The following is a 24053-nucleotide window of genomic DNA, read 5'->3' on the forward strand; positions in this document are numbered from 1 at the left end:
GAACATGATCAGATCAGACTCTAGCCGCCAGCCTTCGTGCGAACAGGGTGTTGACGCGGGTTTGAATGTCTTTGGCGCCGACGGGTAATACTGCTGAATCGATACCGGCTCCGGCCAGACTGCGTACGGTGCGTTCCCGAGCCCTTTTGAGCAGGGTGTTGAACTCCTGTTGACGGGACAGATCCAGGGCTATCTGGCGGCCCGATTCCATATCCCTGAGGGTCAACAGACCGTTTTCGATATCGGTCAGGCAGTACTCGGATTCCTCCAGTACATGCAGGGCGACCAGCTCATGGGCGGGCAGGCGGCTGTCCGCGGCGTCCATCAGCCCCCTCAAGTCGGCAAGGTCCGTGTGAAAATCGGAAATGATGACCCCCAGGCACGAGGATAGCCGTTTCATGATGAATTCCAGCGCCGGCGCCAGGCGGGTCTGCCGGCTTCGGGCAACGGGTGCCTGTTCCAGTGCCGTAACGATGCGGTGGAACTGTCGCGGCGCGGCACTTGGAGGAATCCAAACCAATACCTTGTCCGCAAACAGCAACAGGCCGCAGGGGTTGTTGGACCGCAGTGCCGCATGGGCCAGGGAAACCGCCAGGTCGCGGGCCACGGCGAACTTGTCGCCGAAATGCATGGATGAGCTGACATCGCAGATAAGCAGCAGATTGTAGGCGCTGTCCTTGAGAAATTCCCGCACATACAACTCGCCGCTGCGGGCGCGGGCTTTCCAGTCGATACGGCTCCAGCTGTCGCCCGGCAGGAATTTACGCAGCCCCCAGAACTCGTAACCGGTGCCCTTGTCGTGCCCTGCCCAGTCGCCGGCCATGTCGTTGCGCGGCGGATGTTTGAGCTGAATATTGAAGCGATACGGCGGTTTCATAAATCACCTGATTGCGTCAGTCCGGGTTTACAGTGCGGGGGACAACGGAACTCACGATGTCCTGCAGCAACATGTCGGCGTGCAGTCCTTCCAGGATGGCGGCATCGCTGAGAATCAGGCGGTGACCCAGTACCTGCGAGGCGCAGACATCAACGTCCTCAAAGGTCACATAGTCGCGGCCGCGCAGAAACGCATAGCCCTTGCAATAGGCAATAAGGTGTTCGCCGGCCCGCGGCGAAACCCCCACCGAAACGTAATTGCGGACGGCGGCGGGTGCCTCTGCGGACTCGGGGCGGGTGCGCAGGCAGATATCGAGGATGTAGGCAACCACCGTTGGCGAAACGGTCACATGTTGCGCTACATGGTGCTGCATGGCGATGATTTCGTCCGGTTGCAGCAGACAGGGGACAGCCTTCTGAATGGCTTCGAAGTCGGTACTTTTTTTTCTGAGCAGCTGTTCTTCGAAAGCCCTGGGGGGATAGGTCAGATTGATTTTGGCGATAAACCGGTCGAGCTGGGCTTCCGACAGGGGATAGGTGCCGAGCTGTTCCACCGGGTTCATGGTCGCCAGAACCATGAATAATTCCGGCAGCTGGTACTGGTCGCGGTCGATGCTGACGCGTTTTTCCTGCATGGCCTCGAGTAACGCCGACTGGACTTTCGGTGCGGCCCGGTTGATTTCATCCGCCAGTAGAATGTTGCAGAAAACCGGCCCCTGATGGAAAGTGAACGTGCCGCTGGCCTGGTCGAATACGGTGGTGCCGGTAATGTCGCTGGGCAGCTTGTCGGGGGTGAATTGAATGCGTTTGAAATCCCCCCCGATGGTTCGGGCAAAGGTCGCCACGGTAAGACTTTTGGCCAGCCCCGGTACGCCTTCGAGTAGAATATGCCCCTGGGCCAACAGGGTGCAGATGATGGCCTCGATCATGCGATCCTGACCGATGATGACCTTGGCGATTTCGGCCTCGACCTGCTGGATTCTGGTGCGGAAGCTTTCCGCAGCACAGCGGCTGGCGGTGGGCGAAGGGTCTTGGCTACGATGGCTCATGGCGGTACGAACTCCACGGAAGACAAGGGCCGTTCAGATACAATCTGGCGAACCCGTTTCAGAAAAACACGAATTTACGGCGATCCCGGATAATCAGATAAAGAAAAAAAGGCCCGCCCAGCAACGCGGTCAGTACACCGATGCGCAGGCCGCCGCCGCCCCAGACGCGCACCACGCAGTCCGAAAAGACGACCAGGGCTCCCCCCAGCACGCCGGCGGAAGGAATGAGCGCGCGGTTATCCGAACCGACGAAGCTGCGCATGATGTGCGGCGCGATGAGGCCGACGAATCCGATGGCACCGGAGACGGCGATGGCGCCGCCGGTCAACAGTGCGGCGAAAAACAGCAACATGTTGCGGGAGCGGGTGACGTTGACGCCGAGGTTGGCGGCGATCTCTTCGCTGAGCATGATGATGTTGAGGTCGCGGGCATACAGCATCGACCACAAGGTGCCGATCAGGGTGACGAGCAGCACGATATGCACATGTTGCCAGCTACGGTTGGTCAGGTCGCCCATCAACCAGCCGACGATCTGCCGGGCCATTTCGAACTGATCCGTCGAAAGCACGATGACCAGCGATGTCAGGGCACCGAAAATGGCGTTGAAGGCGATGCCGGCCAGCAGCAGGGTATAGCGCGAAGTCAGCCCGCCGCTGGTGGCGATGCCCAGCACGATCAGCATGGACAAAAACGCGAACAGTATGGCAAACGAGGGTACCGCGTAGATGCTGGTGGCCGCCCAGCCGATATAAATGGCACTTACCGCACCCAGCGCCGCCCCGGAACTGGTGCCGATCACCCCCGGGCTGGCCATGGGGTTCTTGAATATACCCTGCATGATGGTGCCGGCGGCGCCCAGTGCAAATCCCACCAGTACCCCTGTCAGGGTGCGCGGCACCCGTCCCAGCCAGACGATGGCCTCAAGGGCCGGATCGCTCGGCATGTCCATGTGCAGAACCTTGGCCGCCAGGATGCGGCCGATGTCCTGCAGCCCGATTTCCCACGGCCCGATGCGGATCGACAGAAACATGCCGATCAGCAGCAGGAGCGTGGCTGCCGAGATGGCTACGACGCTGGTAATAAAAAAATGTCGGCGATCAGAACGACGATTCATAGATCAATCCCGCCAGGTAGTTGATGCTGGCGACCAGGTACTGCGAGGAACTCAGCAGGTAAACGGTCGGCATCTTGCGGATATTTTTCCGGCGTACGGCGCGCGCCGTGGCCAGCATCGGCTGGCTGTAAAGTTGCCGGTCGTAGGTGCTTTCCTCCGGTACGATGATCACTTCCGGATCCCATTGCAGCAGGGTTTCATAGTCGATCTGCTTGAAATTACGAATCCCCTTGACCGCGGCGATATTGGTCACGCCCAGGGCTTTGCACATGCTGTCGAAGGTGGTGCCGGCGCCGGCCACATAAGCCATATTGTCGTAATATAACACCGTCGGCGGTTTGGCCGCAGGAGTGCGCCGCTTGCGTACCGCAGTCTGGATATCGCGCAGCTTTTCATCCATGACGGCCACCAGGCGCCGGGCCGAGTTCTCCTCGCCGGTGAGACGGCCGGCCAGCAGGATCTGCTCCTTGATGGAGTCCAGGTCGTCAAAGAATCCGAATTGCGCCATGGGGATGTGGGCGGTGCGCAACTGGTGCAGAAAATTCGCGTTGGAAAAGAACGAGGTCATGACCAGGTCGGGCCGGTAGCCGATGACGATTTCCGCGTCATCGGTACCGTACACGGGCAGGTCGTCGGGCAGTAGCGGCGCAAGGAATGAGTATTGCCGATCCTTGCAGCTCTTGTGGACAGCCACCAGGCGTTCATGGGGCACGATCGCCCAGAGGATCTCCGTGAGACCGGTGGAGTGGGGGATAATGCGCAAGGGCTGATGCTCAAGGGTGACCGAGCGCTGTTCCTGGTGCTGCTGGTCGGTGGCAAAATCATAGTGCATAAAACGATAGGGGACGGTACGGGGGTAACTATCCGTCGTTACCGGCGTCGGTCGGCGCGTGTCGCTTAAGGCGCCCATCAACGCATCCATCTCCAGGGGAAACCTGCGCGCTCCGCGGGCGTTTCCCGCCGCTGAGCACACGCCGCCTAGCAGCGTTACAAGCAGAGCAAGCCCGAGGATTCCGGCAAGCAGGGGCTTACCGGTAAAACAGCAGCGAAACGCCATGTTCGGTTGCGATTTCCTCCACGCCGACATGGAATACCTCCTTGATGCGTTGTTCGGCAAAGCCCTGCTCGGCCATGCCGTGATAATGGACACGGCCCTGCTGCAGCAGGGTTACGGTGTCGCAGTAACGTCGCGCAAGATCCAGATCGTGGATGCTGATGACGATGGTTTTACCTGCGGCGCGCAGGCTGGTCAGCAATTCCATAATCTCGAGCTTGTGCCGTATGTCGAGGGCGCTGGTCGGCTCATCGAGGAGGATGATCGGCGCCTCGGTGGCCAGCGCTCGCGCCAGACTCACCAGTTGCGCCTCGCCGCCCGACAGCTCGTTAATGAGACGATGGCGGAAGACCTCGGTGCCGGTGACCTCGAGAGCCTGATCGATGATGTCCTGGTCTCGCTGGCGTAGCCATTGCAGTCGTTTCAGATGCGGATGGCGTCCCATGGCGACGAAATCGGAAACCAGGATGGAAAAATCGAGACGCGTATCCTGCTGCACCAGGGTCACCAACTGGCTCAGGGATTTGCGTGGAATCCGGCGATAATCCCGCCCTTCAATGAGCACCCGGCCGTTTTGCGGTTCCCAGATACGGCAGATATTGCGCAGCAAGGTACTCTTGCCGGAACCGTTGGGTCCGATAAGCCCATGGATGCCTCCGGCGGCAAAACGGCAATTGATGTCTTTGAGAATCGCATGGCCGCCGATGGCAAAGTCGAGCTTTTCAATCTGCAGGATCGGTTGTTCCGTCATTATTCCTCATAATCCTTATGGCGCAGAACCAGTTTCCAGGCCAGCGGCAGGCTGAACTTGGCGATGCCGGTCATCAGCGTTCCGCACAGCACGATGCCCCACATGACGCCATGACCCAACTGGTCCTGAAACAGACCGGTGGTCAAGGTTGTTGCCCACAGCAGGACCAGGCCGAGAATCATCTGGATATTCTGACTCATGGCGTGAATACCCCAAAAATTATCCGAGATATGGCTTAGTTGGCCGTTGCGCAGCTTGATCTCGATGAGTTTGAACCAGATGCGACCTTCCGCGACCTGCGCCGAACCATCACAGATGTGATGCATCAGATACAGTACGATAAGGACGTATCGTCCTGCCGCCATGGTACCGAACAGTTCGTTGAACAAAGGCGGGTAGCACAGCAGCAGCAACACCGCCCCCAGCGCCTGGCCTCCGCCTACCAGGGCCATGGCCCGTATCAGGTGTCGCACCTGACTGTTGGTATCCGCAAAGCGTTCCAGATAATCGACAAAGGACGAAATCTTGACGTTGCTGATAAAGGTGATGCCCGGGTAAAAGTACTTGGTCAGAACGCCGAGCACAGCCGCGACCTTGAATTCGGTCTGAGCCATGGAAAACATGGTATAGAGTACCGCACCTTCCAGAATGCTCTTACCGAGAGTGTACAACAGGTTGCCGATCTCGCCATAGCGATAATAGGGACTTAGTCCCATAGCATGAAACCAGAGGGCGGTTTTATGCAGGACGTCCCGCCACAAAGGTTGGGGTGCGGATTGCGGATCGGGCGCTACGGCTTTCAGGGCTGTTTCGGACATGGGCATATCCTGGTGTTCCCACCGGAAAGCCGGACCGCCCGTAGGCGGTCCGGTGGTTTATGTTGTCAAATCCGGCATTCCGACCGCAGGCAGGGGGCCGGAGCGTCGGTAAGGCAGGGTGTAAAAGGTGGCCCGGGGCAAGGGACCCCGGGCCGATTTCAAGGAAGGAGGCTTGCTTACATTTCCATCAGCAGTTTGACCGTCTGGCGGGCCGCTTCGGCGGGAACCAGGCCGGTGTCGGAAATGCCGGACAGAACTTTGGACGAGTCATGGTCGACCGAGCCGGTTTTGGCCCAGGTGCTCGGCTTGACTTTGACCAGGTAAGCGGAGAAAGCATGATGGCCGCTACCCGGGCGTTCGCCGATGATGTGAACAACGGCTTTGGCTTTGCTGCCGACCTTGCTGAACAGCGTTTCACCAGCTTTGTAGCCGGCGCGGACACGACCGCCGGTCACGACGATGTTCTTGTCGGACAGGGTCAAGCCAGCTTTTTTGCACTGTTTTTTCAGTTCCTTCAGGTAAGGCATCAGGTGTCCATCATCCATGATGGCCTTGGCGTTCAGGCCGTCGGAAATAACAACCTGCACGTCAGGAGCTTTGTTGCCCCAGGACGCAGCCAGTTTGTCGAGGGTGGCAACGGCCGACGCCGACAGTTCTTCACCGGTACCCGGTGCGGAGATGTAGTTCTCGCGGTCGTGAGCCTTGGATTTGATGCTCACGGCGTTGGGGATGGAATCGATGAATTCAGGAGTGAATTCGGCCCACAGGCTGATTTTGGCATCGTCATACAGGTCGTGGATACGTTTGTTGGTTACAGGTTCCAGATCCCAGATGTTTTCGCCGTAGCCCACGGCAAGGTCGACACCGCGGCCGCGAACGTTGGCAATCTTCTTCTGACCTTCGGCATAGATTTCCTTGAAGGAGCGCTTGTCGCCTTTGGCCTGACGGAATTTGTAGTAAACCCAGGCAGGGTCGCCAAAGTGCTTGGTCGGTTTGCCGTTGGCGTCGATGACTTCGATTTTTTTGTAAAAGTCCCACATGGCGTCGTTGACTTTGAAGCCGAATTTTTCACGAATACGCACGTGGTCCTGGAAACCGGTGGTCAGGTAGCTGAGCATCGGGTCGTTACGGGTAGGCAGAGCCATCAGGTAGGCCGGGTTGGCAGGAGCGATCTGGTCCTGGCACCAGGCCAGGTCATCGAGGGTAACGGGCATGTGCAGGGTCGAGCAGATATCGAGACCCAGTACCAGGCCGTGCAGTTTACCCATAACGATGTCTTCCAGGCAGCAGCGCACCAGCTGCTCGCGGGTTTTGAAAACCTCGGGACCGATGAATCCGGCCACGTCGTTGACGTGCAGCCAGACCTGGTCTTCGGTCACACCCTTGGCTTTGGCGGTCACCTGTTTGAGCGCGCGGGAGAAACCGTATTTGCGGGATTCATGCACGACCATGTCGAAGCCGTGACCGTGGCCGTTGGTGTAGTCGGCGCCCTGGCCGGTTTCGAAGTAGAGGCTGTAAGGACCGGTACGCATTTTGGCGTAGTCGATCATTTTCTGGATGGTCAGGTCGAAGGTCTTGTTGGCGCTCTCGGTGCCGGCGAGACTCTGGAACCAGATCGCGGTGGAACCGGGCTCCTCTTTTTCGGCAGCGGCCTGCCCGTCGATATGGGACAGAACACACCAGGGAATGGTTTTTTCCAGGCCGAAAGCGGTGACGATTTCCTTCAGAGCGTTTTCGACGCGAAGGGTCGCTTCCAGCTGGCTGTCGACGGGGTTGGTACCGATGATGATGTCGCCGACGCCGTAGGAGAAGCCGTCGAATACCTGCATCTGGATGTCTTCTTTGTTGTCGGTCGGCGAGTTAGGCTGAATGCGCGCCCCGATGTAACCTTTTGCGCCGATTTTGGAGCCGGGCAGAGGGTTGAATATTTTGCTGCCGACGCGGATCAGTTCATCGTTGGACATCAGTTTGACCACGGAACCGATGACGTCGCTGTGCAGGCCGCCCATGATGGCTTTGATATCGGCTTCGGATTTGGTGAGCAGGAAGTTCTTCAGCTCGCCCATGGTCATGTTCTTGATTTTGTTGTACTTCGCTTTGTCCGTGGTCTTGCGGATCAGTTCTTCCTGGCCATCCACGAACAGGGGATTTTCAAAAATGTCTTTGATCTTGGTGTTGGCCAGCAATTTGCGGGCGTTTACGCGGTCCGCTTCGGTGTCAGCTGCAACACCGAGGCCTTCGTCACCTTCTTTGAACGCATTGGCGGCGCCGATGACTTGTTGATAGGTGGTTTGATCGAACTTCCCTTTGGTGCGGTTGACGTACTGCATGACGTCTTCACCGGGCTTTACGCCGCCGATGGTGACGGCTCCGGCCATGCTGGCCAGAAAGGTCATTACCAGCGCGCCGGTAATGCCTGCTACGAATTTCCCCTTTTGTAACATGTGTTTACCTCCGTCTTGTTTTGATGGGGGGCTGTCCGGCCTGCGGCAGGTGCCGTAGTCCGGATATGGGGTTGTTAAAGTTGGGGGGGCGTCAAGGGGCAACCATGACGTCCCCCGTGCCAGTTACTGACGCAGCTCCTTTGCTGCTTCCCACATGGCGTTGAAAGCCTGCTCGGTCTCGTCGCTGAGAACCCGCCACAGGGCTACGGTTTTGAAGTAGGCGTCATCGCCCACGTGGAACATGGCTTTTTCCTCTGCGTTGAGGGTGTTGCCGGTGTCGGCCATGACAGGTGAGACACCTTGAGATTTGACCACGTCGGCCTGACGTGCGGGCTCAAGCATGAAGTTGATCCACTCTTCGGCCAGGGTTTTTGTCATGCCTTTGGCGCCGGAACCGATGTACCAGCAGTCGATCCAGGCGGTGCCGCCTTCGGCGGGCGTGGCCAGGCGCCAGTTGCCGCCTTTGAGGTTGGCGGCCTGAGCCGCGAAGCCCCAGGTGGTGGCCAGTGCCAGTTCGGGGAATTCCTCCGGATTGGCGGCGCCGTCCCACAGGCTCTTGGCGTTTTTGGCCAGCGCGTTGAGTTTTTCCTGAACCTTGGCGCGGTCCAGATTGTTGATGTCGAAGATGTCTTCATAGCCGTAACCGAGAGCCAGGGCCGAGATCCAGACATTCACCTTGGGAAAGTTGTTGTTGATGGTGTACTGACCGGCATACTGGGGATCCCACAGCACGTTCCAGCTGGTTGGAGCGGCAGCAACCTTGTCGCGATTGAATGCCAGACCGTAGGGACCGCAATTGTAGGGAACACCGTAGCGTACGCCGTTGTAAAACGGCGTCTGGTCGTTACGGAAAACTTCCATCATTTTTGCCAGGTTGGGGATGTTGTTCACATCCACGGGCTGCAGATACTGCTTGCCTTCCTGAAAGGAGAAGAAACGCGGTATTTTGGGCAGTTCGATGGGCGGGGAGATCAGATCCGCCTTATCGTCTTTAACGGCCTGGAAGAATTCGTCCTGATCGGTAGGGTTGAAAATTTCGACATCGACATCGACGCTGTATTTGTCCTTGACCAGTTTCTGGAAGTCCTCGACATAGGGCTTGGCGTAGCCGCCCCAACAGGTGATGCGCAAGGTTTCTTTTTGGGTCTCTGCCTTTTTGGTGCAGGCGGGGGTCAGCAACAGAGCGCTTGCGGCTACAACGGCCGCAGTTGTGGAAACGACTCCCCACAAGGTTTTTTTCATGACGTTCCTCCAGACATGCGTTGGTTTCAGGAAAGCGTTGATAGATTGTCTTTGCCAATAATTCCGCGCGGTGCCGGACATATCGCGGAAAGGCGGGCGAGGGGCTGATATTCAACCTCTCGCCCGTCGGATTTACCGGATATTCAGACCCGCTTTTTTAGACCTTTAGAAGGTAAAGGTCAGGTTAAGGGCCGCGGCCGATTCGGTATCGATGAGTTCCTTGGCGGCGCTGCTGATCGGCGACGAGAAGATCACGATCGGGCTGAGGGTCAGCTGGTCGGTCAGGGCGTAATCAAGGCTGGCGCTCAGCTCATAGTTATGCCATCCGGAGTAGTCGGCCACGGTGCCATCGGCGTGCTGGTTGTAAGAAACCAGGGCGCCCAGGTTCAGGGTGGTGTCGGGTACCCACTGGGTAAGGTCGAAGCTGTGGCTGATGTCAAAGCTGAAGAACAGGCCGTCTTCTTCGGCGCGGTCCCAGTCGTAGGAGATTTTCAGGTTCGGAGACAGCAGGGTGTTGAGGGTGATGGTAGCGAACAGTTCGTTGGTGTCTTCGCCTTCGATCATGTACCAGATATCCCCGATCGAAACGGAGATCAAATCGTTCACATCGTAAGCGTAGGTCAGGATAACATCGGTTTCGTTGAGCTCGCCGGCAGGCCAGTTGTCGCCACCGGTCAGCTGCCAGTTATGCCAGGTGCTGAGGGTGAAACCGCCGCCGAGGGTCAAATCCACGCCTGCCTGAATGGTCGGGCGGGAGTCACTCAAGTTAAATCCACGCCACATGTACTTGTCCCAGATGCCCGCGTAGGCATCGCCCTCCACTTCGATTGCCGCCGTGGCCGAGCTGGCGAAACCGGCAATCAGCATAAAGACAGAGACCAACAACACACTCCACTTTTTCATAACGATGTACCTCCATAAAGGAATGAAATAAGGACAGGCGTTCCTCCGGGCCATCCGGAGATCCACCGATCCGGGAAAAGGCATGTGAAACCCCGGCTAATGGCGACCCGCCGAGGATGAAAGGCATGATTGGCAAAGGGGGGCAGTGGGGTGGAACATACAGGCTGAAAAGGGCAAGACGATTCTGCAGAAACAGAATGTGCGACCGGGCGAGCGGTCTTCAATATGAACTTGTGTGCCATGATCGTCATCAACCGGTTCATTGATTACCCTGTCCAAACGACATAGGAGGAGCCGATATCGGCCATGGAAGACGTGGTGTTTCCGGACTCCGGGGCTCCTGGGTTAGAACGGATTTTTACGGAGCGTCAAACCATGCTCCAGCTACCATTCATGAGTTAAAATACCCCAGGAGGGGATCACGGGAGTATCCCCCAACGGAGGGGAATTTGACTCACCAATTGGGGGGATAGAGAGGGGGTGAAGGGGTAAATGGCCGAAATGAGTATGGTTAGTTCAGAAAGGTTGCCCGGAGAGTGGAAGGATGGCGGTAACGGCTTTGAGCAGTTCCGGTAGATGCTGAAAAGTGGCGATCGGATCATGGCTGACGGGGCGTCGAACCACGATAACGATACATCGTTCGAGATGGGCCGCCTGCAGTTTGGCCGGCACGCCACCAGCCTGACCGCTGTCCTTGGTAACCAGCACACCGATACCGTGTTGTTGAATATGGCTGCGGTTGCTTTCGACAGAAAAAGGCCCCTGCCCCCAGATCGTTTCTTCGGGGGCCAGTCCGGCTTGCTGCACAGCGTTGCGGGATTCCGCATGGGGCAGAACCCTGGCCCTTAAGCGGACACCGGTCAGGCGTGCCTGGGCGACATAAGGCGCCAGATGCCGCGAGCCGGTGGTCAGTAATACGGGGCGGCCGTCGGCGCAGGCCAACCTGGCGGCCTGGGTGTGATCGTCGGCCCAGGTAACGGCAAAACCATCGAAATCGGTAGCGGGACGCTCCCAGCGTAAATACGGCAGGTCCAGCGCGGCCGTAGCCTGTTGCGCCTGAGTACGTGCCTGGGCGGCATACGGGTGAGCGGCATCGATCAACACCCGTACGCCGCGCTGACGCATCAGATTTGCCATGGCCGCTGCATCGAGACGGCCATGCCGTCGTTCCAGCGACGGATGCCCGGGAAGGGGCAAAGGGGCATCCGTCGCTGTTGACACCAATACGCGATAACCGGTTTCCAGCAGCGCTGTGGCCAGCGGTGCCGTTTCACTGGTACCTCCGAGCAGCATGATCATAGCCGGTAACCCCGTGGCGTGATCATGCGACCGTTCAGGCACAGGGAGGTACTGTTGCCGATGATGACCGTGCTGCGCATGCCGACATCGGCCTGAAGCACTTGGCCAAGGGTGGTCAATGCAATCTGTTCGTCCGTTTCGCCAATAGCGGTGACGATACCTACCGGGGTGCTGTCGCTGCGGTGGCGCCGCATGATGGCCACGGCTTCGTCGAGGTGCCGGATGCGTTTTTTGCTGCGCGGATTGTACAGGGCCACGACCAGATCGGCGGCGGCCAGTGCCGAAAGCCGGTCGCAGATGGTTTCCCAGGGCACCAGCAGGTCGCTGAGGCTGACGCAGGCGTAGTCCAGCATCAGCGGCGCCCCGAGGCGTGCCGCCGCGGAGTTGGCCGCCGAGATGCCCGGTACGATCTCGATGGGTACCCCGAAGCCTTCGGCGGCGGCCATCTCCAAAGCCAGCCCGGCCATGCCGTACACGCCGGGGTCGCCGGACGACACCAGGGCCACAACAGCTCCTTCGGAGGCTCGTTGCAACGCTGCGCGACAGCGCTCGGTCTCCTGCATCATGCCCGAGGCAATGCGTTCCTTGCCCCCGGTCAGGTCGGCGATGTGTTCCAGGTAGAGGTGGTACCCGGCGACGACCTGACTGTCCGCTATGGCTTGCTCGGCACGGCGGGTCCGGTCGAGTCGGTTGCCGGGTCCGATGCCGACCACGAACAGTTTTCCCGGGCGATGGCCACGGTGACATTCTTGATGATGGTTTTCGGTAGTATTAATTGGGTCCTCCTTCCCGCCAGCAGGGCGGCAGGCTCGGCTACGGCCGGCAAAGCGACCTTGTCCTGTACAAACGCGGATGAATGGAACATGCGGCCGCTGGCGCGGATTTCGGCTCCCGAAATCAGCCGCAAGGGGATGTCGAGGCGTTCGGCGGCTTCCAGAAGCCCCGCTTCGTCGGCTTTGAGATCCGCCGAAGCGAGATAGCGCACCTCGTCCGGACGGTGTCCGCGCAGTACCAGGCCCTCCGTAATGGCGGCCACGATGGTGTCGGCCGGGGTGCCGCGACGGCAGCCGATGCCGACGATCAGGTTTTTGGCGGCCTCCGAAGTGGTGGTGATGACCGGTTCGGCCTCCAGCAGGTTGGCAATCTGCAGGGTCAGGGCATTGGCACCCCCTTCATGTCCGCACAGCAGGCTCACTGCCCAGCGACCCAACACATCGACCACCACTACCGCAGGGTCGCGCAGCTTGTGTTCGACCAGGGGGACGATAGCCCGCACCGCCACGCCGCTGGGCATGATGTAGACGATGCCCTTGCAGCGGCCGAACAGGCCGCGGGTGAGATCGGCCACCTTGCTAAACCTGTGAGACTCCGTTGCCCCTTCGACGGAATCATGCACATGGATTTCGACGTCACAAAAATACGGAGCCAGCCTGCGGGCAACGTTCAACCCTTCGGCAGATAGTGAAACCAGGGCGATACTCATGACGATTTGGCCTGACGGTATTCATGAGAAAAACCGGCGTCGTAGAGCTTGGACACCGGGATGTCCCGCGACAGGGCCCAACCCACCACGATCATGGCGGTTTTGGTGATGCCGGCGGCATCCGCCTGTGAGCCGATATCCGCAAGAGTGCCGCGCAGCACCAGCTGGTCGGGCCAGGAAGCGTGATAGACCACGGCGACGGGGCATTGACTTCCGTAAGGTTCGGACAGGGTGTCGGCGACCTCGCCGATTTTATGCGCCGACAGGAAAATGCACAGGGTGGCGTTGCTCTTGGCCAGTTTCAGCAGATCCTGGTCTTCCGGCATCGGCGTGCGTCCCGCCGTACGGGTGAGAATGATGGTCTGGGAGATTTCCGGCGCCGTCAGTTCCGTGCACAGGGCCGCGGCCGCCGCCTGGAACGAACTGACCCCCGGGATAACTTCGTACCCGATACCGAGCCGGTCGAGTTCATTCATCTGCTCGCGGATGGCACCGTAGATCGACGGGTCGCCGGAGTGGAGACGGATCACGTCGAGGTCGCGCTGCCGGGCGTTTTCGAACAGCACCGCCATTTCATCCAAACTCATAACGGCGGAATCGTGCCGTTCAGCACTTGCCGGGAGGTGCTCAAGCACCGCCGGGTTGACCAGCGAGCCGGCATAGATGCAGATCGGGCAGGAACTCAGCAGGCGTTTGGCCTTGAGGGTGACGAGTTCGGGATCGCCGGGGCCGGCGCCGATGAAGTAGACTTTCATGTATTTATCTCCTTGCGGGAAATGGCCTTATTTCAGTTTTGCAATCTGTCTGTATTCCATAAGTCGTGCCGGATTGTTTTTGATCTGTACCTCAGCACTCAGCACTTTAAATCCTGAAACCGGCGGGACGCGCCCCGCCAGGCGACTTGGTCGCGTGTTGAGCTTGAAGTAAATGCCGCCGTGCCGATGAGTACCTCCGGTGGTTTCTCGGGGACTCTCTCCCTTTCGGGAGTTGGTTGCAGGCTCGTTCGGTTCATCCTTTTGCGGAACGGGCTAAGCCTGTGTTGTTGAGTAAAACCTTAAAGGCAACCCCTTTACTTTTCCGGTCTCATCTATAAAGCTTTCGCCTCACGTAACTAATCACTAATCACTAATCACCAACCACCAACCACTAATCACTAATCACTAATCACTAATCACTAATCACTAATCACCGGTTTTTACCTCGGACCTTTGGCCTTTGGCCTCAAACATCCCACACATCCGGTCGCACCAACAGCACCACCGTTCTGGAGCTGGCTTGCATTGTTACCAGGTCGCTGGCCGTAACCTGGGTAACGGTTTCGCCGGGCAGGGTGAGTTCCTCGCAGACCAGAACCCAACGCGGGGCAAGATGTTCCGCCAATGCGGCGATCCAGCGCAGGGCGGCGGGTGATCCGGCCAGCACGGCGATTTTGTCCACTGTGTCGAGTTCGGAGTGATCGATGTCCGGTAGCGCTCCGTGGGCGCTGAGGATGCGGGCATCCATCCAGTCGAGGCCGGCGGCGGCGAAAGCGGCCTGTACGGAGCTGATGCCGGGGATAATGCGACAAAGCTTCCGTCCGAAGTGGCGCACTACGGGCCGGGCCAGACTGTGCATGCCGGGGTCGCCGGTCACCAGCACCACCATCGGTGTGTGCCCGATGTGGGTATCCATGAATTCGAGGGCGGCAGCGATGTCGGCTCCCACCACAACCCGTTTGCCCTTAGCTTCCGGGAAAAGCGCCAGCAGGCGGTTCGCGCCGATCAAAATATCCGCCCTGTTTACGGCCTGTCGGGCGGCATCGGTCAGATATGCGGATCCGCCCGGGCCGCAGCCGACGATGGTAATGGGTTGGTCTGTTATTGCCATGGTGTCAGATCTCCGCAGGAGCCAAGCATGTCGCCGGCCAGATTGATGAGAGCCGTGGCAACCGGTGCGCGATGGTCAAGGCGATGGCTGACGGCGATTTGCAGGGCTCGCGCCAAGGTGTCGCCGAGGCATTGTCGCTGCTCGGCGGTCAGGTCGGCGAATACCCCTTCCACGGTCGTCGATTCGGCCACCGGACATTCAAGGATTCTGGTCGCAAGCTCACGGACGGAGGGCACCGGACTGGCCGAACGGCTCGAATGGGTATCCCAATGCCCGAGGGGAAGCTTCGCCAGTTTGCCGGGATGCCCCAGAACCAGCAAAGCCGAGGGGGGCGTTTGTGCCACAAGGTCGATCATGAAGCCCCATTCGTTGCCGGCTTCCACCACCTGCTCCTGTGTTACCTGAAAATGCCGGTGCGCTGCGCGCTCGCCGATGTGCCCCGGCACCAGCACCGGATGGCGAACGCCGGAAGCGCAGGCCACATTGTAGGAGCATTCCATGGTTTTGCGGACTGCCTCGAGGCTGAAAGGACGCACCCGGCCGGTGGTGCCGAGGACCGAGATGCCGCCTTTAATCCCGAGTCGGGGATTGAAGGTGCGCTCGGCGAGCTGTTTGCCGTCCGGAATGGCAATGGTGACGCGCAGTCCACGATCTGTCACTTCACGGACTGCCGATTCGATCATGAGCCGGGGGCCGGGGTTGATGGCCGGTTCGCCGGGGGGCAATGCCAGTCCGGGTTTGGTGATGATGCCGACGCCTTCGCCGGCACGAAATTCCAGAGGTTTATCGCTTGCGACAACCCGGGCGATGATCAACGCGCCATTGGTGACATCGGGATCGTCACCGGCATTTTTGTACACCGCGGCCTCCGCTCCATCCGGCAGCCTGTGCGCATAAGCCAGGGGCAGCGATTCGCGAGTGCCGTCCAGCAGCGGGATGCTTATCCTTTCGGAAATCGCCTCGCCGCATAACAGGGCGGCGGCCATTTTGGCCGCTGCTGCAGCACAGGCGCCGGTGGTGAATCCACCCTGCAGGCCGGCCATGTTCAGGCCACCTCCTGGGCCGCCGTGTTTTGCTCCCAGGACCGGCGGCCTACGCGGACGATGACCGTCGACATGTAACCGTGGCTTTCGTCGCTAAGCGCTTCGCGGAAATCACGGAAAATGACCTCGCGACCGTTTTGCTCCACATAGCAGGCCAGACGGGCCTGATGGATCAGGTTACGTTCCTGGAGCAGGGCGCCCAGTTGTTGCAGACGCGGTCCGACTTTGTAGAGCACCAGGGTTTCACAGGTATCGAGTGCGCGTCCGATGGCGGGCATGTCGGTGGCGGGCATCATGGTCAGACGATCTTCCTGCAGGGTCAGCGGTTCCACCAGCAAGGCGGCGGTCGCCTGGAAGGCGCTGATGCCGGGGACCACGTGAATGTGCTCCGGGGGCAACATTTCAACAAGACTTTCGATCAGATAGGAACTGGTGCTGTAGATCATCGGATCGCCAATGGTGACCTGTACCACCGATTTTCCGGCATCGATGCGCGTCGCGATTTCCGCGGCTACTTCGGCCCAGCAGGTCCGCGTCCGGGCTGAGTCGCGTTTCATGGGGTAAACGTGCTCGATGACCTCCTGTTGGTCGATCAGGTCGCGGATGGTGATCAGGGCGAGGCTCTCTTTTGCCAGCTCCGAGCGGGGCACGATCACCGTATCGGCGGACTGGATAAGGCGGGCAGCCCGCAGGGTGATCAGATCGGGAGAGCCGGGGCCGACACCTACGGCGTAGAAGTGGCCGGGTTGACACTCTTTGGTTTTGATGGACATGGGCATCATTCCTTGTTGGGGCGAATCTTGTATTCGTTCCCGGTTAATGTACTGATCAATCAATCGACAGGATGTGCTGAGGCATAAAGTGCATCGATTGAAGTATCGTTTTTTGGGACCCTAAAACCGGCGGGACGCGCCCCGCCAGGCGCCTTACTTTTTGTCCAAGCCCACAAAAAAGTAAGCAAAAAAGGGCTCCCCTGCGGGGGGCAGCTCGCGAAGGACAGAGATAATTTGAACAGTTGAACCATTCAATACCGTCTATGGTTTCTTCGAGTTCCCCCTCGGTCGGAAGATGGGTGGTAGTTACGAAGAACTATTCCTTTTGCGAGGCGAGCGTCAAAAGGCAGTTGGGTGAAAAGCTAAAGCTAAGCCTCAGTCATAACCGGAACTTGTAGGATGTGCTGAGGTACGAAGCGCATCGATTGCGAGACTGTCAGCTGTTTCACCGGGGTTCCTTCCTTTCGAGCGTTGGCCGCAAGCTCGGTCGATTCATCCTTTTTGCGAAACGGGCCAGGCCGGTGTTGTTGGGTAAAACCCTAAAGGCTACTTTTGACTTCCCCGTTTGTATTCCACAGGTTTTCGCGTCACGTAACTAATCACTAATTACTAATCACTGGTTTTTACCCCGAACCTTGAACCTCGTCCCTGCTGCTACCAAACAACGATCATCACCCAGGTACAAAGAAGCACGAAACAAACCCTTAACACCTGCGCACTGACCGCCATCACCAGGCCGGGCCGGGCGCCGAGGGTGGCCAGGTAGGTGGGCAAGGCGTGGCGCAGGGTTCGTATGGGCGCGGTGATCACCGAACCGAGCAGGATAACGGTGACGGCCTGCTTGATGGACAGGCTGCCGGCATCGATGAAATTGGCTGCTGCGATGGCGCCGTTATACATATTGACCGCTTGCGCCGGGATGATGGCCACGGCCTGTGGGGGTAAAAAGGCGGGTTTGAACACACTCGGCAGCCACGCGGCCAGGTAGTCGAAAACCCTGTATTGTTCCAGCAGAGCCATGGCTGCGAAGGTCGGGACCACGTACAGCAGCAGGCGGCGGATGGTGCGTCGCGACCGTTTCCAGACTTTTCTCCAGAAATCGGTACTGGCGAAAACCGGTCGTTCCAGTCGCCTGCCATCGACATTGGCCGAACTCGCGATGTTGAAACCGTCTCGATCCTCGTTCCAGCGTTGGCTGAGCCAGCTCGAAACCATCAGCACCAGCACGATTTCCAGGCCGATGGCGGCCATCCTGACTCCGAACAGGGCACCGGTGGCCATCCAACCGAAAGCGAAACCGAGAGGCACGATAAAGGTCGGCAGGTGAGCAAACAGCGAGATGCAGGACACCACCAATACCGAGGTGTAAAGGTGGCGGTTGTTGATGACGCCTTGATCCCGATACGAGACCAGCATGCTGTTGGCCACCGCGCCCGACTGGAAGGCCATGATGAAGGCCGGCGCCGTCGCACGGGGCAGACGTCCCAGACGGATCAACGGCCAGGCCAGCACCGACAGGGTGCCGATCCACCCGGCGACTTCAAGGACCTGGCCAAGGAGGATGCCGGCGGCAATGATCAGGGCCAGCTCAATAAGCAACACGCCCTTGCGCGGCCAGAAGGGGAGCTTTCGTTTCCAGCTGCTGTAGGCCGAAGGTTTTTTTCTGGCCTGGCTGCGGGCTTGCTCCAGGGCGCGGCCGCGCTCCCCCTCGGCTTGTATTCTGTCAGGTTTTGAAACACCGACTTCGGTTGTTGTCGATTGTTCCGCGGCGGCAACAGGTAAGGCGAAGCCGACTGATCCTAAGTTCAGCGTCAACACGACCAGCAGCAGTAACATAGCGCGTTGCATGAGGTTATCCTTCCACTGCCTGCAAAGCGGTCATGGCGGTATCGAGGTGCCGGAAAAAGATATCGCGGATACCGGCGTTGTAGCCCAACGGCTGCGAACAGCTCGCCTCGGGGACACCTATGAGGCTTTTCCACGAATCGGGTTCGTCGCCCAGGACATCGTTTTCGATATGATCGCCGGCGACCAGCATCAGCGGCACGAAATGGACAGCGCCGGCTTTTTCTGCCTGCATGCGTGCTTTGGGGAGTTTGGCCAGTCCGGGTTGGCCTTCGACACTGCAGGTGAAGGTACTGTCGCTTTGCGCTTCGATGGTTGCGGCAAATGCAAGCAAAGCCTGGTTGTAACGGGGGTGTTTACTGTTGCCGTGGGTGACGAACACGGTTGGCCGATCCGCTGCGATGTCTTCGTTAACCGCGGCGGCCACGGCACGAATATCCTCCGGGGTGGCCATCAGTGCTTGTCCGTAAGTTGCCTGCAAGGTTCCGGTCGGTACCTGGGAGATTTCCGCATCCTTTTGGCCCGGTACGATCATCAGCGATTGCAGCACCGCCTGGCGATAGCCCTGTGCCTGCAATACCGCGAGGGTTTCTTCAAGATTGCGTACCTGTATCCCGCGCTTGTGCAGGCGGTCGACCACCGTCTGGGAGGTGAAGGCCAGAAAGATGTCATGGTCCGGATAGCGTCGGCGGGCCGCCTGCTCGATAACGTCGAACACTTGCCGGCCTTTGTCCGAGGTGGTACCGAAGGCGACCAGCACGATAGCCGGCGATTTTTGATTCATGGTAGTGTCCTTCTCTACGGTGGTGCCGGACTCTTTCATCGCGCAGCCGCACAGAGCAAACAGCAGCAGGCAGACGATGATTCTGGATAGATGGGACATGGGGCTCTCTCCTGAGTGGTTTTCGTTTTTGACCTGATATTCAAACATCAACGGATGAAGGACGGTTTTGCCTGAAGCTTTGCTTTAGCTTTTCACCCAACTGCCTTTTGACGCCCGCCTCGCAAAAGGAGTAGTTCTTCGTAATTACTACCCATCTTCCGACAGAGGGAGAGCTCGAAGAAACCATAGACGGTGTTGAATGGCTCAACTGTTCAAGTTATCTCTGCCCTTCGCGACTTGCCCCCCGCAGGGGAGCCCTTTTTTGCTTACTTTTTGTGGGCTTGGACAAAAAGCAAGGCGCCTGGCGGGGCGCGTCCCACCGGTTTTGGGGTAAATCAAAAGTATCGCAACCGATGCGCTTCGTACCTCAGCGCATCCTACAAGTTCAGTTCATCCGAGAGGGAGGGCAGGTTTGACATGATTTTTGTCACGGAGGGCTGAATTATCAGCCCTCCGTGACCGGCTTCTTACAAAGACGTCAAATCGATGCTGGTCGTCGTATCCGCATCCCAATCTTCCCACAGGTAGATATCTTCCTTGCCTTCGGCGATCAGGCGCAGGGCATAGCGTACCTGCTCTTCATAGAGTTCGCAGAAAGCGCCGGGGACGTTCTGGCCGCCGTTCATTTCATGCGCTTCGGCAGGGCAGGGGGAGCCGCAAAAGTGGCGGATCGCACAGGTTTTACAAGGATCGATGTTTTCCACCACGCGTTCGGTGACAGCGCGGAAAGCTTCGGTTTGCAACACTTCATCGATATTGTCGGTATACAGATTGCCGCCCTTGAAGCGCTCGACGCCGACGAATTCGCTGCAGGGGAACATGTCGCCGGAAGCGGACAGGGCGAAGAAACAGCGACCGCCGCCGCAGGGCGAGATGTCGCACATCAGGCGGCGGGCCGCCGGTGCAACGACGCTGACCAGCACATTGGCGAAGTTGGCCACCACCAGTTTGCGGCCGGTCTTCTGGTACAGTTCGTAGGTGCGATCGAGGGCCTTGAGGTAGTATTTGGCCATTTCATGATCGAGGGGCTTGATGTCGCGCGCGCCCTGGCGGGTGCAGCGCACCTGGTTGAGCATGCAGATCGGCACCTCGTGTTCGTGGAAGAAGTCCACCATCTCCACCAGTTTGTCCATATTCTCCTGGGTTACGGTGCAGATGACGTTGAAATTGGCGTATCCCTTGAGTTTGTTCATGGCGCGAACCACATGGGCGTAGACGCTGTCGCCTTCCCAGGTTTTACGGGTGCGGGTGCAGATCTCTTCCAGGTGGCTGTCGAGGGACAGGCCGATGCCGATGTTGCGTGAGGTAAGAAATTCGATGGCTTCGTCATCCAGCAGGGTGCCGTTGGTTTGCACGCCGAAACGGAAATCATCCAGATAAGCGTCGATACCGGCAAAGACGGCCTCGCGGGCCATCATCGGTTCCGCGCCGTGGAAGATGATCTGCGGCTTGAGGCCTTCGGGAACGGTGGTTTTGAAGTATTCCTTGAGGATACCCAGGGCTTTGATCAATTCGTCCGGGGTCATGGTTTTGCCGTCGCTGCGCATGTCTTCCGGGATATAACAGTAGGAACAGTTGAGATTACAGCGGTCGGTGGGATTGAAATAGACCGCCGACGGCTTCAGGCCGAAGCGCAGTGCGTCGATCTCTTCGAGGAATTCATCGCGGCGGCTGAGAAACTGCTGCATGAACGTGCTTTCGTTGCACAATGCCTCGCCCAGTTTGTCCTTCTGGATCAGGGACCAGAAAGCCGCATCGGGATCGAGCAGTGCAACGTACTCGGGATGATCGATGCTGACGGGCAGCAGGCTCGGGCCGTTGCCGGTGTTGAAGTGGATGCCACGCGAGGAGGCTTTGTTGTCGAAGGTTTTCGTTTCGTTCATGGAGTTTCTCCCAATGGTCGATATGGTGATCAGTTCCGCACTCAACTGGCGGTATATAACTGGGTAAATTGTCTAGGGTGCGGAGCGTCCGGGGACGCTCCGCGGGTTTTGTCTCCACTTGAAAAACGAGCGATTTTTCCCAAGGTCAAGGAAATCAAACGCTTGCGCGGAGGCGTAGTTTTTACGCCGCAACAAGTAAGCGTGAAGATTGACGCCGAGATTGGGGAAAAGGGCCGTTTCTCGATGAAAACTTAGTTGGTCTTCTTGTCCATCAAGATGTAATGGGAAAGACCGGTACCGTTTGCCGCGCAGGATTTGCGGTAGGCAATGACTTCTTTACGCTTTTGCTTCATGCAATCACCTCCTTTCGTTTTGGATGGGTGGAACAAATCTCATCCCATCTTGTTACGACGGATGTTGTTATATTTGGTTTTCAATCAATCAACTTCAAGACCGCGGGGTTGCGCCCCCGCCCGGCGCCTTACTCTTTTAATGCGCCTCAAAAGAGTAAGCAGAAAAGTGCGCCCCGATTCCTTGCCCGCCTGCGGCGGGTTCCCTCCACTACGCGACCGTCGGGCGGGCGGAGAAGATTCGCTGCGCTCAGTCCTCCGTCTGGTTCGCCCGTCGTTTGCTTCGCTCCGGCGGCGTCACAGGGGGAAGACATTCAAAACCTCAATCTTTGTCACTGTCTGCTAACGCCAACTCACACAGCGCGTGAATCACGCTGACCGCCAGCGGCGAACCGCCGCGTCGCCCTTCGATGGTGATATAGGGCACACCCATTTCCATCAATTCCTGCTTACTCTCCACCACGTGGACAAAACCGACCGGCATGCCGATGACCAGTGCCGGCCGCAGACCGGTTTCCTGGATCATTCGATTGAGTTCCAGCAGTGCGACCGGTGCGTTGCCGAATACTGCGATGCCGCCGTGCAATTTATTCGCAGCTTTGCGCACGGCGAACAGGGAGCGCGGCAGGGCTTTCTGGCGGGCTATGGCGGCAATGTCGGAGTCGGCCACGTGGCACAGGATCGACTCCGGCTGGTAAGTGGGACACACCTTTTTCAGGCGCGCCTGCGACAGCCCCGAGCGGATCATGTTGGAATCGGCGTAGATGGGGGCGCCGCTGCGCAGTGCCCGGCAGGCCGCCTCAATGGCGTCGGACGAAAAGCGCACCATGTCGAGCAGGGAAAAGTCGGCGGTGGTATGTACCATGCGTCGTACCACCGGCCATTGTTCCGGTGTGAATGCATGAGCCGGAGTTTCCTGATCGATGATGGCGAAGGAACGATCTTCGATCTGTTGCCCGCTCAAGGGGTTGTTCAGTAAATCGTGGATCAACGGTTTCATGATTCTCCTCGGCAAAAATCGACAAAGGCCCGGGCCGCGCCGGGGCGGCTGGCAAAATGGGTGTGGACGTAGCTGGCGAACAGGCGGCCGCGTTGATAGCCCTCCGCTACCGGTTTATTGGAACGGCGATAGCTGACCTGCCAGGCGCTCTGCCAGCCCGGAGCGGCCGGTTCGGCGATGGCCTCGGAATAGTGGAATTCATGACCGCGCAGACACGTCCCGGCTGGACCGAAAGGTCCATGGGCAAGATGCCGGACTTCCGCATAACCAAGGCGCTTGCGGGTGGCGAGCATGCGGGTGGCAAAGGGCAGGGCGCCGGTCATGGCATGTCGACTGCCGTCACGCAGTTCGATCCCTTCGGACAGGTACATAAGTCCGCCACATTCGGCGTAGATCGGGCGGTCGGCAGCGGCGAAGTCGGCTACAGCCTGACGCATGGTCTGATTGGTTTCCAGGGTGTCGGCATATTCTTCGGGGTAGCCGCCGCCCAGCAACAGGGCATCCAGATCGGCAGGCAAGGTATCGTCATGCATCGGCGAAAAGCGCACCAAAGTCGCACCGGCATCTTCCAGAGCCTGGAGATTGTCCGGATAGTAGAAGTGAAACGCTTCGTCGAACGCCATACCGATGCGGACCGGGCGCCCCTCGGTGCTGGAGGCCGTTGCGGCGACACCAGGAGTTGCCGGCACCTTTTCAGCCAGGTCGAGGATGCGGGGCATATCCAGTTGTCGCTCCACGGCATCGGCCAGAGTGTTCAGGGCTTCTGAGGTAAGATGCTGGCGGTCGGCGGTGACCAGACCCAGGTGGCGACTTGGTAAAGGCGGCAGGGAATCCCGTATTACCGTGCCGGTCAGGGGTGGCATCCCGGCCGCGCAAAGGGCTTCCGAGAGCCAGTCGCCATGACGCGTTGAGCCGCAGCGGTTGGCAATGACCCCGGCCAGATGCAGGTCGGGATCGAATTCCGCATAACCTTTCACAAGTGCTGCGAGGCTGCGGGCCATGCCGTGAGCGTTGACCACCAGCAGCACCGGCGCATCGAGCCAGCGTGCGATTTCGGCGGTGCTGCCTGCCGCAGCGGCGGGGTCGGCGCCGTCGAACAGCCCCATGACCCCTTCGACGATGGCGATATCCGCATCGGCGGTGGCTGTTGCAAAACGGTCTCGCACATAGCGCTCGCCGCACATCCAGCCGTCGAGGTTGATACAGGGCCGTTCGCTGGCCAGGGACAGCCAGGTCGGGTCGAGGAAGTCGGGTCCGACCTTGAAGGTCTGGACTTTCAAGCCTCGCCGACGCAGAGCAGCTGTCAGCCCCAGGGTCAGGGATGTTTTACCGGCGCCGCTGGAGGTGCCGGCGATGACCAGTCTCGGACAACTCATA

The 24053-nt window shown here is 58.9% G+C and carries 22 protein-coding genes; all 22 read right to left on the reverse strand.

Annotation, left to right across the window (positions count from 1 at the left end; all coding sequences use genetic code 11):
* Nucleotides 1-13: 13 nt before the first annotated feature.
* On the reverse strand, nt 14-877 hold the full coding sequence (locus tag PCAR_RS02995; protein WP_011340144.1) for a DUF58 domain-containing protein: 864 nt from the start codon (nt 875-877) through the stop codon (nt 14-16).
* Between the two features lie 16 nt (nt 878-893).
* A complete protein-coding gene (locus PCAR_RS03000) occupies nt 894-1925 on the reverse strand; it encodes an AAA family ATPase (RefSeq protein ID WP_011340145.1) in 1032 nt (343 codons plus the stop codon).
* A 58-nt stretch (nt 1926-1983) separates the two neighbouring features.
* Entirely contained in the window at nt 1984-3039 is a 1056-nt protein-coding gene (locus tag PCAR_RS03005) for a FecCD family ABC transporter permease (protein ID WP_011340146.1), read from the reverse strand.
* Nucleotides 3023-4126, reverse strand: a complete 1104-nt coding sequence (locus PCAR_RS03010; RefSeq protein ID WP_011340147.1) for an ABC transporter substrate-binding protein — start codon at nt 4124-4126, stop codon at nt 3023-3025. The genes PCAR_RS03005 and PCAR_RS03010 overlap by 17 nt, the downstream gene beginning before the upstream one ends.
* On the reverse strand, nt 4068-4844 hold the full coding sequence (locus tag PCAR_RS03015; RefSeq protein ID WP_011340148.1) for an ABC transporter ATP-binding protein: 777 nt from the start codon (nt 4842-4844) through the stop codon (nt 4068-4070). The genes PCAR_RS03010 and PCAR_RS03015 overlap by 59 nt, the downstream gene beginning before the upstream one ends.
* Nucleotides 4844-5662: a hypothetical protein gene (locus PCAR_RS03020; protein ID WP_200858983.1), complete on the reverse strand. Its 819-nt coding sequence runs from the start codon at nt 5660-5662 to the stop codon at nt 4844-4846. Before PCAR_RS03020 ends, PCAR_RS03015 begins: the two co-directional genes overlap by 1 nt.
* 176 nt (nt 5663-5838) lie before the next feature.
* Nucleotides 5839-8106: an ethanolamine ammonia-lyase gene (locus PCAR_RS03025; protein ID WP_011340150.1), complete on the reverse strand. Its 2268-nt coding sequence runs from the start codon at nt 8104-8106 to the stop codon at nt 5839-5841.
* A 123-nt stretch (nt 8107-8229) separates the two neighbouring features.
* Nucleotides 8230-9348, reverse strand: a complete 1119-nt coding sequence (locus PCAR_RS03030) for an ABC transporter substrate-binding protein (RefSeq protein ID WP_011340151.1) — start codon at nt 9346-9348, stop codon at nt 8230-8232.
* 165 nt (nt 9349-9513) lie between these two features.
* Nucleotides 9514-10251 carry a TorF family putative porin gene (locus PCAR_RS03035; RefSeq protein WP_011340152.1) on the reverse strand — a complete coding sequence of 246 codons (738 nt, stop codon included), beginning with the start codon at nt 10249-10251 and terminating at the stop codon, nt 9514-9516.
* A gap of 516 nt (nt 10252-10767) precedes the next feature.
* On the reverse strand, nt 10768-11550 hold the full coding sequence (gene cobK / locus PCAR_RS03040; protein ID WP_011340154.1) for a precorrin-6A reductase: 783 nt from the start codon (nt 11548-11550) through the stop codon (nt 10768-10770).
* The gene (gene cobJ / locus PCAR_RS03045; RefSeq protein WP_011340155.1) at nt 11547-12263 is read right to left on the reverse strand and encodes a precorrin-3B C(17)-methyltransferase; all 717 of its coding nucleotides are present in this window, start codon (nt 12261-12263) and stop codon (nt 11547-11549) included. Before cobJ ends, cobK begins: the two co-directional genes overlap by 4 nt.
* On the reverse strand, nt 12203-13033 hold the full coding sequence (locus PCAR_RS03050) for a cobalt-precorrin 5A hydrolase (RefSeq protein ID WP_011340156.1): 831 nt from the start codon (nt 13031-13033) through the stop codon (nt 12203-12205). The genes cobJ and PCAR_RS03050 overlap by 61 nt, the downstream gene beginning before the upstream one ends.
* Entirely contained in the window at nt 13030-13788 is a 759-nt protein-coding gene (cobM, locus tag PCAR_RS03055) for a precorrin-4 C(11)-methyltransferase (protein WP_011340157.1), read from the reverse strand. The genes PCAR_RS03050 and cobM overlap by 4 nt, the downstream gene beginning before the upstream one ends.
* 466 nt (nt 13789-14254) lie before the next feature.
* The gene (cbiE, locus tag PCAR_RS03060; protein WP_011340158.1) at nt 14255-14899 is read right to left on the reverse strand and encodes a precorrin-6y C5,15-methyltransferase (decarboxylating) subunit CbiE; all 645 of its coding nucleotides are present in this window, start codon (nt 14897-14899) and stop codon (nt 14255-14257) included.
* Nucleotides 14890-15942, reverse strand: a complete 1053-nt coding sequence (cbiD, locus tag PCAR_RS03065) for a cobalt-precorrin-5B (C(1))-methyltransferase CbiD (protein WP_011340159.1) — start codon at nt 15940-15942, stop codon at nt 14890-14892. The genes cbiE and cbiD overlap by 10 nt, the downstream gene beginning before the upstream one ends.
* A gap of 2 nt (nt 15943-15944) precedes the next feature.
* Nucleotides 15945-16715 carry a precorrin-2 C(20)-methyltransferase gene (gene cobI, locus PCAR_RS03070; protein ID WP_011340160.1) on the reverse strand — a complete coding sequence of 257 codons (771 nt, stop codon included), beginning with the start codon at nt 16713-16715 and terminating at the stop codon, nt 15945-15947.
* Nucleotides 16716-17369: 654 nt separating this feature from the next.
* On the reverse strand, nt 17370-18563 hold the full coding sequence (locus tag PCAR_RS03075; RefSeq protein ID WP_011340161.1) for a nucleoside recognition protein: 1194 nt from the start codon (nt 18561-18563) through the stop codon (nt 17370-17372).
* Nucleotides 18564-18567: 4 nt separating this feature from the next.
* Nucleotides 18568-19443 carry a sirohydrochlorin cobaltochelatase gene (locus PCAR_RS03080; RefSeq protein ID WP_011340162.1) on the reverse strand — a complete coding sequence of 292 codons (876 nt, stop codon included), beginning with the start codon at nt 19441-19443 and terminating at the stop codon, nt 18568-18570.
* 467 nt (nt 19444-19910) lie between these two features.
* Nucleotides 19911-21326: a peptide-modifying radical SAM enzyme CbpB gene (gene cbpB / locus PCAR_RS03085; protein WP_011340163.1), complete on the reverse strand. Its 1416-nt coding sequence runs from the start codon at nt 21324-21326 to the stop codon at nt 19911-19913.
* 251 nt (nt 21327-21577) lie between these two features.
* Nucleotides 21578-21679 (reverse strand): modified peptide precursor CbpA, encoded by a 102-nt coding sequence (gene cbpA / locus PCAR_RS18255; protein ID WP_081424992.1) that lies wholly within the window; start codon nt 21677-21679, stop codon nt 21578-21580.
* A gap of 319 nt (nt 21680-21998) precedes the next feature.
* Nucleotides 21999-22676, reverse strand: coding sequence for a precorrin-8X methylmutase (locus PCAR_RS03090; protein WP_011340165.1), 678 nt, complete (start codon nt 22674-22676; stop codon nt 21999-22001).
* A complete protein-coding gene (locus tag PCAR_RS03095; protein WP_011340166.1) occupies nt 22673-24052 on the reverse strand; it encodes a cobyrinate a,c-diamide synthase in 1380 nt (459 codons plus the stop codon). The genes PCAR_RS03090 and PCAR_RS03095 overlap by 4 nt, the downstream gene beginning before the upstream one ends.
* Between the last annotated feature and the right edge of the window lies 1 nt (nt 24053).

Source organism: Syntrophotalea carbinolica DSM 2380 (genome assembly GCF_000012885.1).
GTDB lineage: Bacteria > Desulfobacterota > Desulfuromonadia > Desulfuromonadales > Syntrophotaleaceae > Syntrophotalea > Syntrophotalea carbinolica.